Origin of the sequence: Streptococcus sp. FDAARGOS_522, assembly GCF_003812445.1 — a bacterium.
GTDB lineage: Bacteria > Bacillota > Bacilli > Lactobacillales > Streptococcaceae > Streptococcus > Streptococcus agalactiae.
This window is the reverse complement of the sequence record NZ_CP033808.1, coordinates 1,965,947-1,979,762: the sequence shown is the minus strand read 5'-3', so window position 1 is coordinate 1,979,762 and position 13,816 is coordinate 1,965,947. Positions and strand designations below refer to the sequence as shown.

Here is a 13,816-nt window from a genome sequence, read left to right as displayed (position 1 = left end):
ACAGTCTTCTCAGACTGTTTTATTTTTATTTTAAAATCATTGTTATTGTAAACATCTCAGACCATGACAATTTTTAAACTTCATGCCAGAGCCACAAGGACATTTATCATTACGTTTAATCCCTTGGTATTCTGGTGATTCATTATTCATAGGTACATGTTGTGCCGAGATATTTTGCTCTGCTGTTGTCGTAGCATGTTGAGAAGCACGTTCACGCTCTTGTTGATGAATTTGAGCTTTCATCAATGTACGTGTCACATCAAACTCAATCGAACCAATCATATCTTGGAACATACGGAAACCTTCTGATTGATACTCAACGATTGGGTTATTTTGAGCATAACCACGAAGTCCAACGGAGTTACGTAATTGATCTAAGGCATCAATATGCTCTGTCCATTGATTATCCACTACCATCAAGATTAAGACTTTTTGGAATTCGATAATAGCTTCTGGATCTTTTAATTTAGCAATTTGTTGCTCATAAACAGCTAAGGCACGTTCATAAAGAAGTTCTTTAATTTCAGCCTCTTTTAGACCACGAAGTTCTGAAACTGTGATAGCTTCTTCATCTAATAACGCCGATCTTGCAAAATTAACAATAGCTTCTGCTGCAGTATTTTTATCGCTTCTGCTATGTGCATCAACTGCTCTTTTAATCGTACGTTTAATCATCCCTTTGAGCTCTGGTCCTAAATCACGCTCAGCAGTAATCACTTCTCTACGGTTAGCATAAATAATCTCACGTTGTTCACGCATAACATCATCGTATTGCAAGACTTGTTTACGTGTGTCATAGTTATTACCTTCAACGCGGCGTTGAGCTGATTCAACTTGTCGTGTCAACATTTTTGATTTAATAACTGTATCATCTTCAGCTAAATTCATTCGCTCAAGAACCACTTTAATACGATCTGTACCAAAGCGACGCATCAAATCATCTTCTAACGAAAGATAGAATTGTGATTCACCTGGATCTCCTTGACGACCCGAACGACCACGAAGCTGGTTATCAATACGACGGCTTTCATGACGCTCTGTACCAATAACACATAAACCACCAAGTTCACGAACCCCTTCACCAAGCTTGATATCAGTACCACGACCAGCCATGTTGGTTGCGATTGTAACAGCACCACGTTGCCCAGCATTCATAATGATTTGAGCTTCTTTAAAGTGATTTTTAGCATTCAAAACTTCATGTGGTACTCCAGCAGCAACTAATTTTCTAGAAATTAAGTCTGACGTTTCAACAGCTACTGTACCAACCAGTACAGGTTGTCCTTGTTCATAACGTTCTTTGACATCTGCTACCACCGCTCTAAATTTAGAGTCAAGAGTTGGATAAAGTAGATCTGAATGATCTATACGTTGAACAGGACGATTTGTTGGGATAGGAATAACGCGCATATTATAAATTTCACGAAACTCTTCTTCCTCAGTCTTACCAGTACCAGTCATTCCTGCTAATTTATGGTACATACGGAACATATTTTGGTAAGTAATTGAAGCGCTCGTTTTTGATTCTTCTTGGATTGGCACTGACTCTTTTGCTTCAATAGCTTGGTGTAAGCCATCTGAGAAACGACGTCCTTCCATCGTACGACCGGTAAATTGGTCCACAATTAAAATCTCTTGTTCTTCACTAACCACATAATCAATATTTAACAACATAATATAGTTAGCTCGAAGAGCGTTATCAATGTAGTGAGTTAAGGCAACATTTTCGAGATCATACAAGTTATTTAGATGGAAATAGTTTTCAGCCTTGTCAATACCTGTATCTGATAAACCAATTGTTTTTGTTGGAACATCAATGATATAATCATCGCTATTAAGCGTTTTTACAAACATGTCCGCACGTGTATACAGTTGGTTCATCTCAGAGCTTACAGGACCTGAAACAATCAATGGCGTCCTAGCTTCATCGATTAATACAGAGTCAACCTCATCAACCAAAGCATAGTTGAGTGGGCGTTGCACCATATCTTCTTGGCGAACAACCATATTGTCTCGAAGGTAGTCAAATCCGACTTCTGCGTTAGTTGAGTATGTGATATCACAATTATAAGCTTCGCGTTTTTCAAATGGTGACTTAGCTGCTAAGTTAATCCCTACAGATAATCCAAGCCAACTATAAACCTCACCCATTTCGGTCGCATCACGTGTTGATAAGTACTCATTAACAGTAATAACATGAACACCTAATCCTGAGATAGCATTTAGATAAACAGGCATTGTCGCTGTTAAAGTTTTTCCCTCACCAGTACGCATTTCTGGAATATCACCATGGTGAAGAACGATACCACCCATAATTTGGACGTGGTATGGGTATAAACCTAATACACGTTTAGAAGCTTCACGAACTACCGCAAACGCTTCCGGTAACAATTGATCTAAAGTTTCACCATTTTGATAACGTTCTTTAAATTCTGGAGTTTTTGCTTGTAAAGCTTCATCTGATAACGCAGCCATATGATCTGCGTAAGAGTCAACTTTCTTAGCTATTTTATCTAATTTTTTTAATTCACCCTTGTCATTTTCAATAACAGTGCGTAGAATATTTGCCATTCTAATTCCTTTCGATACTCTTATCACCACATTTTACCATAAATAATGTTGTCTTTCAATAAATGGTCGTTTTAATCGAGATTAAAAAGAGTGGTATCCCCACTCTCATTATTTTTTAACATGACTTGCTATAATTTCTAACTGTCCATCAATATCCCATTTGACAACATCATTTGGCAAGATAAAGTGGTCACCTTTTTTAAGTGTATAAACTTTGTTATCTACTGTAATGTGACCCGCTCCGTCTAAGACACTAACCAAAAGGTAGGGTGCAAATTGTTTAAAGTTGGTAACACCAGAAATTTCCCATTTATAAACTGTAAAGAAATCATTTGAAACTAATAAAGTTGAAGATAGATGTTTTAACTTCATATTGGCAGGAACAGTATTGGCAGGTTTACCAATCGTGAGAACATCTATTGATTGTTCAATGTGTAAATCACGTAATTTTCCTGAAGCATCTGGACGATCAAAATCATAAACACGATAAGTAGTATCACTAGATTGCTGTGTTTCTAAAATTAATATCCCTTTACCTATAGCATGCATTGTCCCACTTGGAACGTAGTAAAAATCCCCTGATTTAACAGGAATTCGGGTTAAAAGATGTTCCCAATCTCCAGATTCAATCATTTGGCGAAGTTCTTCTTTAGTTTTAGCATTATGACCATAGATAATTTCAGATCCTTCATCAGCAGAAATAATATACCAACATTCTGTTTTACCAAGTTCACCTTCATGTTTAAGAGCATAAGCATCATCCGGATGAACCTGTACACTAAGCCAGTCATTAGCATCTAAGATTTTAGTTAGTAAAGGAAAGACAGTATCATCAGGGTTGCCAAATAAGCTTTTTTCACCTTGATACAGCTTATCTAAAAAACAACCTTTAAAGCGACCATTCTTAACTCTTGAGACACCGTTAGGATGAGCTGAAATAGCCCAATATTCTCCTGTTGTTTCACTTGGAATATCATAGCCAAATTCATCCCTTAACTTTGTTCCACCCCAGATTTTATCGTGCATGCTTGCTTCTAAAAATAATGGTTCCGACATAAGAATCCCCTATCTTTTGTAAAATTCAAGCCTATTATAGCATTTTATCCATCATATCGCTTACTTTTTTTAATCTTTTATTTGCTAACTAAACTAAGTAGTGGCTTAAGGGTTTTATTAACCTTTTGATATTTTCTTTGCTAAAGCAAAATTTCCTAACGTTGCAGAACCATTTTCTTCTATAGCTGGTGTCACAATATAATCAGACAAATCGGGAACTGGTAAATACCCATTTAATAAAGTTGCAAATGTCTGGCGAACACGTCTTAACATGTGTTCTTGTGCCATGACGCCTCCACCAAATACAATGACTTGTGGACGATATAATACAGTTGCTTGCATCGCAGCCTGAGCAATATAATATGCTTGAACATCCCAAACCATTGAATTTTCTTCAATCAATTCACCACGAATACCAGTCCTAGCTTCTAGAGTTGGACCAGATGCCAAACCTTCTAAACAGCTATTATGAAACGGACAGATACCTTTAAAATCATTTGCTTGGTCCTGCGGATGCATCGCCATATAAGTATGACCTGCTTCAGTATGACCAGTTCCTCCTATAAATTCACCCTTTTGTATAGCTCCTGCACCAATTCCTGTACCAATGGTGTAATAAACAAGTGAATCAATATTGTTACGAGCTATAACTTCACCATAGGCAGAGCTATTAACATCTGTTGTGAAATAAAATGGAACATTGAAATCTTTAGAAATTAAGCCGAGTAAATCAACATTAGCCCAATGTAACTTTGGGGTCGTTGTGATATAACCGTATGTCTTTGATTTTTTATCAATATCAATGGGGCCAAAAGAACCAATAGCAACTGCCTCTAACTTCTTTTCAAATCTTTTAAAGAAATCAACAGTCTTTTTAATCGTTTCTTGAGGCGTCGTTGTTGGAAATTGCATTTTTTCTACAACTTTTAATTCCTCATCACCAACTGCACAAACAAACTTTGTCCCACCTGCTTCAATACTACCATATAACTTTGTCATCTTTTTTCCTATCTATAATCTCTATCTCAAAGACAAAGGTTGGGATAATTATCCCAACCTTTAATCCTCACTTAACATCAATAATCATGTCACCTGTAGTAACAACACCCTCTTTTACCAATGGTATAACATCAGCAAAATCAGCTGTATTAGTCACAATAATCATAGCTGTATTATCCAGACCTGCTTCTGCAATCTTGGCTGAATCAAAGGTGCCAAGAATATCACCTTTTTTCACTTTTTGGTCTGCCTTTACTTTAGAAGTAAACCCTGTGCCATTCATGGTGACAGTATCAATACCTATATGAATCAAAATTTCTGCACCTTTATCTGATTTGATACCGTAAGCATGACCTGTTTCAAAAGCAATTTGGACAAAACCATCAACAGGTGAGTAAATTGTATTACCGCTTGGTTTAATAGCAAGGCCATCTCCCATAATACCTGATGAAAAGACTGGGTCACTTACTGTATCAAGAGCAATAACCTGTCCATCAAGAGGGCTAACAATCGTTTCTGCCCTTAATTGGCTAGTTTGAGTAATTGTTGGATTGTCATCTGTTTCTTCAACCAAAGGACTAACTTCAGCTACTACTTTTTCATCTTTATCTTCATATCCAAACATATAAGTTAATACAAAAGCCAAAGCCGTAGTTCCAATCACCATAATAAGGTACTTAACAATTTGACCATTTAAATAAAGTAATGTTCCTGGGATAATGGTAATACCAAAACCAGTTCCTGCTAATTTCAATATTGAAGCTAACCAGCCACCTGCTGCTCCTGCAATTAATCCCATAATAAATGGCTTACCAAAACGTAAGTTTACTCCAAATATAGCCGGTTCTGTAATACCAAGTCCAGCTGAAAGCGCTGCCGGAAAAGCAAGGGCTTTTAATTTTTAATTTTTTGTTTTAACACCAACTGCCAAAGTAGCACCTGCTTGTGCTGTCATAGCAGCTGTAATAATAGCATTAAATGGATCTTTCCCATCAGCAGCAATTAACTGAGCTTCAAGTAAATTAAAGATATGATGGACACCTGTAACAACAATTATCTGATGAACACCACCTAAAATAAGACCTGACAGGCCAAGAGGTAAATTAAGGACAAATTTTGTCCCTGCTAAAACATAGTTTTCAACTGAATGGAAAATAGGACCAATGACAAAAAGTGCTAAAATTGACATAACTGTAAAAGTTAGGAACGGCACTAATAGTAAATCAAGAACATCTGGGATTTTCTTATGCAACCATTTTTCAAGTTTAGCACCAAGTAAACCTACAAAGAATGCCGGCAATACTGAATTTTGATAACCAACTACTGGAATAAAGCCGAAAAATTTTATGGGATGGGCATCACCTGAGGCCACTGCCCAAGCGTTTGGAAGGGCAGAGTTGACCATCATCAATCCTAATACGAGACCGATAACAGGATTTCCACCAAAAACTCTAAAAGCTGACCAAGAAATCAAGGCAGGAAAAAAAGCAAAGGCCGTGTCAGTCAAAACGACAGTATAGGTATAAAAATTAGAACTTGAAAATGCTTTTGAAGTCGTCCCAAATAAAGCTAAAACTGTATCATTATTAATCGCACCGCGAATTCCCATAAATAAACCAGTAGCAACAATGGCTGGCAACAATGGAACAAAAACATCACCGAAAGTACGAATAGCTCGTTGGAAAGCATTCCCTTGTTTAGCCGCTTCTGCCTTTTGATCAGAGGTTGACGAAGTTGGCAAACCTTGAGCTACTACTTCATCATAAATCTTATTAACAGTACCAGTTCCAAAAATAATTTGATATTGACCTGAATTGAAAAATGCTCCCTGAACTTTTTCGATATTTTCAACAGTATTTTTATCAATGACTGTCTCATCTTTTACCATAACGCGAAGACGAGTGGCACAGTGTGCTACGCTACGCACATTACTAGCACCACCAATCGCATTAATGACTTGTTTAGCAATTTCTGTATTTGAAGCCATCTATAAATCTCCTTTGATGTTTTGAAAGCGTTTCATTTTATTTACTCTAATATTCTAGCACGTCTCATAAATATATGTCAAGCGTTTGACATAAAATAATATTTTTTGATATTAAGAGTTGATTTCAAAAGAGAAAACGTTTACTATATAGTTATTAGATATTAAGACAGTCAAGGAGTATCAAATGAATTTACCCACTGAAATCCGCTATCGTCCTTATGATGAATGGACTGAAGAAGATAAGGAAAATATTGTAAAGAATGTCTCAAAATCCCCTTGGAGAGCAACTTATCACTTAGAAGCTAAAACAGGGCTTTTAAATGACCCAAATGGCTTCTCTTACTTTAATGGAAAATTCCATCTTTTTTATCAAAATTGGCCCTTTGGAGCTGCACATGGTTTAAAACAATGGGTACATACAGAATCAGATGATTTAGTTCATTTCAAAGAAACAGGAATCAAGCTTAAACCTGACCATGTCAATGATAGCCATGGTGCATACTCCGGTTCTGCATTAGCCATTGACGATAAGCTTTTCCTTTTTTATACTGGTAATGTCCGTGACATGAAATGGAACCGTGACCCCCGCCAAATTGGAGCATGGATGACAAGTGATGGCAAGATTACAAAATTTGATAAAGTCCTTATTTCACAACCAAATGATGTCACTGAGCATTTTCGTGACCCTCAGATTTTCAATTATGATAATCAATTCTATGCTGTTATCGGGGCGCAAAATAGTAAAAAATGCGGATTCATTAAATTATATAAAGCACTTAATAATGACATCCATCATTGGGAGTTTGTGGGAGATTTAGATTTTGGTGGTACTGGATCTGAGTATATGATTGAATGTCCAAATATTATTTTGGTCAAAGGAAAACCTGTATTACTTTATAGTCCTCAAGGACTAGATAAAAACGAATTGGACTACCAAAACATTTATCCAAATACCTACAAAATCGGACAATATTTCGATGCTAACTCATCTAAGATAGTTGAACCATCCCCTATCTATAATTTAGATTATGGTTTTGAAGCCTATGCTACTCAAGGATTTAACACTTCTGATGGTCGTGCCTTTATCGTGAGTTGGATAGGCTTGCCAGATATTGATTATCCTAGCGATCAATTTGATTATCAAGGAGCTATGAGTTTAGTTAAAGAGTTAAGCATAAACAATGGGAACCTTTATCAATATCCCGTTCCTGCTATGAAAAATCTTCGTCAACATCAAGCAGAATTTAAAACACAACTTCAAACTAACAACACCTATGAATTAGAATTACTAGTTCCTAGAAACGATCTTTCTTCATTTGTTCTCTTTGCTAATCCGAAAGGACAAGGACTATCCATTACTATTGATACTGCAAAGGGGAAAGTTATCGTTGACCGCTCACAAGCCGGACAGCAGTACGCCACAGAATTTGGTACTAGTCGCCAGTGTGACATTCCAAAAGATGCTACTAGTGTCAATATTTTTGTCGATAAGTCCATCTTTGAAATCTTTATAAATAAAGGAGAAAAAGTATTTACGGGACGAGTCTTTCCAGATGCAGAACAATCAGGAATTCAACTAAAAGAAGGACACGTTCATGGTAAATATTTTGAATTAAAATATTAATATGGTTGCAAAATTAACAGATGTTGCTGCACTTGCCGGTGTTAGCCCAACGACTGTATCACGCGTTATTAACAAAAAAGGCTATTTATCTCAAAAAACAGTCACCAAAGTCAATGAAGCCATGAGAACCCTTGGTTATAAACCTAATAATTTAGCACGTAGCTTACAGGGAAAGTCCGCTAAATTAATTGGACTCATTTTCCCCAACATCCGTAACATTTTTTACGCTGAATTAATTGAACACCTTGAAATTGAGTTGTTTAAGCATGGTTATAAAACTATCTTATGTAATAGTGAAAAGGATCCTATCAAAGAAAAAGAATACCTCGAAATGCTAGGAGCAAATCAAGTAGACGGTATCATTTCAAGTAGTCACAACCTAGGAATTGATGATTACGAGAAAGTTGAGGCTCCCATAGTAGCATTCGATAGAAATTTAGCTCCACACATCCCTATCGTCTCATCTGATAATTTCTTTGGAGGAAAAATGGCTGCTCAAACCCTTAAAAAACATGGCTGTCAAAAGATGATTATGATTACAGGGAATGATAATTCAGATTCTCCTACTGGACTTAGGCGGCTAGGTTTTTCCTATGAATCAAAGGAATCCAAAGTTATCACAGTCACAAATGGGCTATCTAACATGAGACGTGAGATGGAATTAAAATCAATTATCTCAACTCACAAACCAGATGGTATTTTTACATCAGACGACTTAACTGCTTTATTAGTAATCAAACTTATCAGCCAACTAGGGTTGTCCATTCCAGAAGATATCAAAGTGATTGGATATGATGGTACAAGTTTCATTCAAGATTACGTCCCACATCTAACCACTATTAAACAACCTATTCGAGAAATTGCGCAATTGATGGTTGAAATACTCCTAGCTAAAATTGAGGGGCAAAAGACAAATAAGGATTATATTTTACCAGTCAGTCTCATCCCTGGTAGTAGTGTTTAGGAAATCATATTTATAAAATAATTTTTAGTAATAGTTATTTTTCAAAGCAAATTAAAAATGTGGAAGAATCTTCTTCCACATTTTTAATTTTCATTTGTTATAAATTGGCTTAATAAACCATTGACAAATTTTGCTGACGTCTCATCTGAATATTTTTTAGCAATCTCGATAATCTCATTTAGAGCTACACGATCAGGCGTTTCATCAAAATATTTAATTTCATAGAGGCCTAAGCGTAAGAGAGATTTATCAACCAATGTTAGACGTTCTAAGCTCCATCCTGATTTTAAGTGACTAGAAATCAAAGTATCTAATTCATCCTTGTGATCTACAACACCATTAACAAGATTAAGTAAAAAGATTGGAACCTCTAAAACTTTGTCTTCAGATACTGTTTTATCATAACCATAAGCAAAGTGAGCCGCATCAATAAACTCTCCACCAGTTTCTAAGCTAAATAGTGTTTGAAAAGCACGTTCACGTAAATCACGTCTTGAATCTTTAAATACACTAGTCATCTAAGAAATCCTCATCAAACAATGACTTCAAGTCTGGTTTTGGTGTTTTCTCTGGAACAATACCTTCAACATGGATATTGACCGAAGAAATTTTTACTTCTGCCATGTCATATACAGCTGTTTTGACAGCTTGTTGAATAGCAATTGAAACTGCTGGTACATTTACACCATACTGCAAGTAAACATAAATATCTGCAGCTACTGTATCATCTTCTTCATTTTTAAGGTAGACACCTCTACCTAGAGATTTCTTACTAAGGCTATCCGTTACCGCTTTGTTACGTAACGAATGAACACCATCAACTTTAGTTGCAGCAATACCTGTAATTACCTCAAGTACACGTGGTGAAATGACAATTTCTCCAAGATTTTCAGTTGTCATAGCTTATCCTTTCTTTTAGTGTTTACTAAGGTTTTTCCTTAGTAGAGTAAATTCATCATGAATCTACTTAACACTTTTTTGAGAGTCATTAGGCGCGTGAAACGTAAGTTCCTTCTGCTGTATTGATTACTAACTTTTGTCCAGCTTCAATAAAGTCTGGAACGTTAACAACAAGTCCTGTTTCCATAGTTGCAGGTTTTCCTGAACCAGTTACAGTAGCACCTTTGATTGATGGTTGAGTTTCAGCAACTGTCAATTCAACAGTTATTGGAATTTGAACACCAATAACTTCTGTTCCATAGAATTGAATTTTTACTTCTGAGTTTTCAAGAATGTAGAGTAATTCATTTTCAATGTTAACAGTTGGAATTTCATATTGATCGTAAGTTTCATTATTCATGAAGTAAGCTGTATCATCCATCTTATAAAGGTATTGAGCAGGTACAGTTTCAATAATAGCTTGCTCAAATTTTTCTTCAGGACGGTAACTTGTATCAAAAGTTGAACCAGTACGAACATCACGCAATTTCATACGCATGATTGTGTTACCTTTACCTGGTTTGTGGTGGCTAGCTTCAAGAACACGGATTAATTTCCCATCAGCCGTTTCAAAAGTCATGCCTGCTTTAAGCTTACTTGCTTCAATCATTTATTAATACCTCTTTGTAAAAATTATTTATCAACTCATTTTATCACAAATAACCTGCTTTCTCAAATAGTTTATTGATTTGGTATGTGTCTGATTTCTTGATAAATAAATAAAATCACCAAGAGGGCGTAAATAAGACTGAAGCACTTGACACTTTCCTCTTACTTCAGTTTTGATAACAGTTTTAATATTATACCGATATCTTGACTAAAATTGAAAGACTGTTTAGGTGTTTTTGGTGACTTTTTAGTAAATTTTGATAAAGGTAGTAAACTATAGTTGTCTTATTGAAACAGATAAAATAAATCACCTACGGAGCTATTCGTATGAAAATGTAGCTATTCTCGATATAAGTTTTAGATACGAACTTAATTTGCTCTATTGAAGCTGTAAAGGAAATCAGGGGGGTGTTGGTGGACGTGCGCTAAGCATTGGTACTGATTTTGGTGATACCAATCTTGCTTACTACATCAGGTAGCTCTCTGTTTTAGTGCCATATGCAATTGGAATAAGAGCTGTCATTGGTATTGAAGGAGCTCTAGCCCACTGATCATTGAATTACTAATTTAGGAGGTGGAATGATGAATTTTAATATGTCTCATTATAGAAAGTTACAACTATGTCGTTTTCTAATCGTACAGATACCTGCGCTGGCTTTATTAGCTATTCTTTTATACGGGATTTTCCTAAAGTACAGTCTATTTCCAAAAGTATTTTTTCTTATCTTTTAGGGGTTGAAATAGTTATCAATTTTGGGAAGTACATACCAGTTTACACCAACCACAATTTGTCGAGTAAAGAATTGTAATTTAGTAAAGCCTTTTTCGTTTTCTTCTGATAAGTGTATCATGACATCTATCAATAGCATCTTCACACTAGTAGCATATTGATTTGTTTTTGAGTAGAATTTACTTTTTAGATTATTTCTATTCTACACTAGTCTTTCCCTTTGGAAGATTCTTTCCCTCTTTATTTTTCCATTTTTCAATGAGACGAGAAACTCTTTCTTCCTCCTCATCATGGTAACCTTCAAAAACAACTTCATCAATATCTTCTTGATTAAAATAGTAAACTTGTTCAAGGTTTAAACCCTCAGGAAAAATTCCACCTAGGTAATCAAAATAAACTTCTTGTCCTTCTTGCTCAACAATTGCACCTCTATTTACAATAACTCATTTTTGATTGCCATCAATAAGATAGACAACACTCCCTACTGGTAATAACATACTTCAGTTCTCCCCGATATAATAATTTTTTTCCATTTAACGATGGTTGAAACTCAATGAACTTTATAAAAAATAAACTGTTTGAAAAAATAAATCCAAATAAAAATAAGTTTGAAAAGTTTTCGTCCCACAATGCCATTCCCCATAGAATGATATAAGAAATTATGATTGATAATATTACTATAAATGGGCTCTTCCGTTTTTGATTATTATATTTCAAAAAACTAGATTTATATTTGGAAAGATCTAATGCTTTATTTCTCCGATTTAATATACATATAGCTAAAACAAGACTAAATATGCTCAATAAATTAAAAAGATAAAAATGTTCTAATATTAAATGCGATCTTGTTAAGTATGCAATATTTATATTTTGGGGAAAAATTGAGATATGAACTAAATAAATTAAAAATAAAATTGTAAAAGTTTTTAAAGATAAAGGCGACTTTTTTTGTTTACTAAAAAAGTCTTATAATCCGCATTCACATCATAAATTTGATATTTTTCTACTCTTTCTGGAAAAATACCTATAAAATAATCTTTTATATCACTAGGATTGGCATAATCAATAATGTAATAACGTCCACTAATACTAACTAGATAATATCTAAAATTAAGTTTTGCTACAAGCTCAACCCGTCTATAACTTTTTATTCCCATTAGTTCACGTACCTAACTATTTATTTTTGTAAAATGTTTACCAATATTGTTAATTACATTTCCTGTACTACTTATAACATTTCTAAATGATTTAGAATTATTATATAATGCTTTTACACCAATCGAAGCAACTGCTCCTATCACAGGTGCAATTTCAGTACCAATTGCTAATATCTTATTCAATCACTACTCCTTTTATATATTGGTTCCACTATTACTATTTTTTTCTAATTCGATCAATACCTTTTTTCTTTTATAAGGTCTATATTCCAATATTAATATTAGTACAGACACAAAAAGTATTCCCAAAATAATGAATAAATTGAAATCTAAAACTTGTAGAAATAATTTAAATAAAAGTAGGATACTAAAACTTAATATGAAAGAGATTGAAATTATTAATATATTATGTACTTTAGCATCTTTAATAAATTTTTTTAACTGTCCAGGGAAAATTTCTAGCTCTTCATAATCATTTTTTCTTCTCATCAATTTTACTGTAAATCCTGAAACTAGTATCAATAAAGATAAATATACAATAGAAAATAAAATTGAAAAATTTGAAATTTCTAGATTTTCACTTATACTTTGAATTATTTTTCCAATAATAGTTGAAATAATAGGAGTTAGTAGCATTATACCTGTGCTATTTTTTTTAGATTAGATTTATATAATTTTTTCGTTTTCATATCATAATAAACAGCATTATCATGAAACCATCCTAAATTAATAAGATTATTTGTTTCTATTTCCGTTTTCAAATCTTGCTCCTTAATTATATAAAGTACCTAAACTATTATTAGCTGAAATGGACTTACCAATATTTTTGATAGTTCCTTGTCCATATTGATGATATCATCTTTATAGTTATCATACACCCAATCAAATGCCATATTAGCATAAACTGGATTTACATCTATTGAGGTCAGCAACAATATCTTTTCTCTTTTTTGTAAATTATTTTTGCAATTCGAGATTCCCAGCAGTACTAATTTTAGATGTTGATAATAGATGGATCAGCTATTCTATTATCAACATCTAAAACTTTCTGTGAAAAATCATTAGGAATAATGACTATTAACTGGTGATCACCTTTTTTAGGCCATTTTCAGTAATCCCACGACTAACAATTGACCAATTTTGAGAATTATCTCGTTCAATATATTTAACATAACTGGCC

Annotated in this window: 12 protein-coding genes and 1 pseudogene; 2 read left to right on the top strand and 11 right to left on the bottom strand. The window is 34.3% G+C overall.

What is annotated here, in order from left to right; all coding sequences use genetic code 11:
• Positions 1–42: 42 nt before the first annotated feature.
• From secA to EGX70_RS10345, 4 genes and pseudogenes are all read right to left on the bottom strand, one after another.
• Positions 43–2,571 (bottom strand): preprotein translocase subunit SecA, encoded by a 2,529-nt coding sequence (gene secA / locus EGX70_RS10360; protein WP_001284142.1) that lies wholly within the window; start codon positions 2,569–2,571, stop codon positions 43–45.
• Positions 2,572–2,679: 108 nt separating this feature from the next.
• Positions 2,680–3,627, bottom strand: coding sequence for a mannose-6-phosphate isomerase, class I (gene manA / locus EGX70_RS10355; protein ID WP_001294263.1), 948 nt, complete (start codon positions 3,625–3,627; stop codon positions 2,680–2,682).
• Between the two features lie 117 nt (positions 3,628–3,744).
• A complete protein-coding gene (scrK, locus tag EGX70_RS10350) occupies positions 3,745–4,626 on the bottom strand; it encodes a fructokinase ScrK (RefSeq protein WP_000164274.1) in 882 nt (293 codons plus the stop codon).
• Between the two features lie 67 nt (positions 4,627–4,693).
• Positions 4,694–6,613, bottom strand: a pseudogene (locus EGX70_RS10345) (sucrose-specific PTS transporter subunit IIBC).
• 184 nt (positions 6,614–6,797) lie between these two features.
• Between EGX70_RS10345 and EGX70_RS10340 the strand changes: the two are divergent.
• Positions 6,798–8,237, top strand: coding sequence for a sucrose-6-phosphate hydrolase (locus EGX70_RS10340; RefSeq protein WP_001053056.1), 1,440 nt, complete (start codon positions 6,798–6,800; stop codon positions 8,235–8,237).
• Between the two features lies 1 nt (position 8,238).
• Entirely contained in the window at positions 8,239–9,201 is a 963-nt protein-coding gene (locus tag EGX70_RS10335; protein ID WP_000225972.1) for a LacI family DNA-binding transcriptional regulator, read from the top strand.
• A gap of 83 nt (positions 9,202–9,284) precedes the next feature.
• Here EGX70_RS10335 and nusB read toward each other — a convergent pair whose 3' ends face one another.
• The 7 genes from nusB to EGX70_RS10285 all read right to left on the bottom strand — a co-directional run bounded on the left by nusB (position 9,285) and on the right by EGX70_RS10285 (position 13,272).
• Positions 9,285–9,719 carry a transcription antitermination factor NusB gene (gene nusB / locus EGX70_RS10330; RefSeq protein WP_000204940.1) on the bottom strand — a complete coding sequence of 145 codons (435 nt, stop codon included), beginning with the start codon at positions 9,717–9,719 and terminating at the stop codon, positions 9,285–9,287.
• The gene (locus tag EGX70_RS10325; RefSeq protein WP_000206139.1) at positions 9,712–10,101 is read right to left on the bottom strand and encodes an Asp23/Gls24 family envelope stress response protein; all 390 of its coding nucleotides are present in this window, start codon (positions 10,099–10,101) and stop codon (positions 9,712–9,714) included. Before EGX70_RS10325 ends, nusB begins: the two co-directional genes overlap by 8 nt.
• An 88-nt stretch (positions 10,102–10,189) precedes the next feature.
• Entirely contained in the window at positions 10,190–10,750 is a 561-nt protein-coding gene (efp, locus tag EGX70_RS10320; protein WP_000568635.1) for an elongation factor P, read from the bottom strand.
• A 926-nt stretch (positions 10,751–11,676) separates the two neighbouring features.
• Entirely contained in the window at positions 11,677–11,919 is a 243-nt protein-coding gene (locus tag EGX70_RS10305; RefSeq protein ID WP_223297784.1) for a DUF4176 domain-containing protein, read from the bottom strand.
• Positions 11,920–12,405: 486 nt separating this feature from the next.
• The gene (locus EGX70_RS10295) at positions 12,406–12,636 is read right to left on the bottom strand and encodes a hypothetical protein (protein WP_000511717.1); all 231 of its coding nucleotides are present in this window, start codon (positions 12,634–12,636) and stop codon (positions 12,406–12,408) included.
• 12 nt (positions 12,637–12,648) lie between these two features.
• On the bottom strand, positions 12,649–12,819 hold the full coding sequence (locus EGX70_RS10290; RefSeq protein ID WP_001033640.1) for a hypothetical protein: 171 nt from the start codon (positions 12,817–12,819) through the stop codon (positions 12,649–12,651).
• Between the two features lie 12 nt (positions 12,820–12,831).
• The gene (locus EGX70_RS10285; protein ID WP_000927730.1) at positions 12,832–13,272 is read right to left on the bottom strand and encodes a hypothetical protein; all 441 of its coding nucleotides are present in this window, start codon (positions 13,270–13,272) and stop codon (positions 12,832–12,834) included.
• Between the last annotated feature and the right edge of the window lie 544 nt (positions 13,273–13,816).

What these genes read in the sequence shown, in the direction of transcription:
- EGX70_RS10295 (WP_000511717.1), bottom strand. Translation starts at nt 12,636, where the DNA reads ATGGGAATAAAAAGTTATAGACGGGTTGAGCTTGTAGCAAAACTTAAT.
- EGX70_RS10285 (WP_000927730.1), bottom strand. Translation starts at nt 13,272, where the DNA reads ATGCTACTAACTCCTATTATTTCAACTATTATTGGAAAAATAATTCAA.
- efp (WP_000568635.1), bottom strand. Translation starts at nt 10,750, where the DNA reads ATGATTGAAGCAAGTAAGCTTAAAGCAGGCATGACTTTTGAAACGGCT.
- scrK (WP_000164274.1), bottom strand. Translation starts at nt 4,626, where the DNA reads ATGACAAAGTTATATGGTAGTATTGAAGCAGGTGGGACAAAGTTTGTT.
- secA (WP_001284142.1), bottom strand. Translation starts at nt 2,571, where the DNA reads ATGGCAAATATTCTACGCACTGTTATTGAAAATGACAAGGGTGAATTA.
- EGX70_RS10325 (WP_000206139.1), bottom strand. Translation starts at nt 10,101, where the DNA reads ATGACAACTGAAAATCTTGGAGAAATTGTCATTTCACCACGTGTACTT.
- nusB (WP_000204940.1), bottom strand. Translation starts at nt 9,719, where the DNA reads ATGACTAGTGTATTTAAAGATTCAAGACGTGATTTACGTGAACGTGCT.
- EGX70_RS10340 (WP_001053056.1), top strand. Translation starts at nt 6,798, where the DNA reads ATGAATTTACCCACTGAAATCCGCTATCGTCCTTATGATGAATGGACT.
- manA (WP_001294263.1), bottom strand. Translation starts at nt 3,627, where the DNA reads ATGTCGGAACCATTATTTTTAGAAGCAAGCATGCACGATAAAATCTGG.
- EGX70_RS10335 (WP_000225972.1), top strand. Translation starts at nt 8,239, where the DNA reads ATGGTTGCAAAATTAACAGATGTTGCTGCACTTGCCGGTGTTAGCCCA.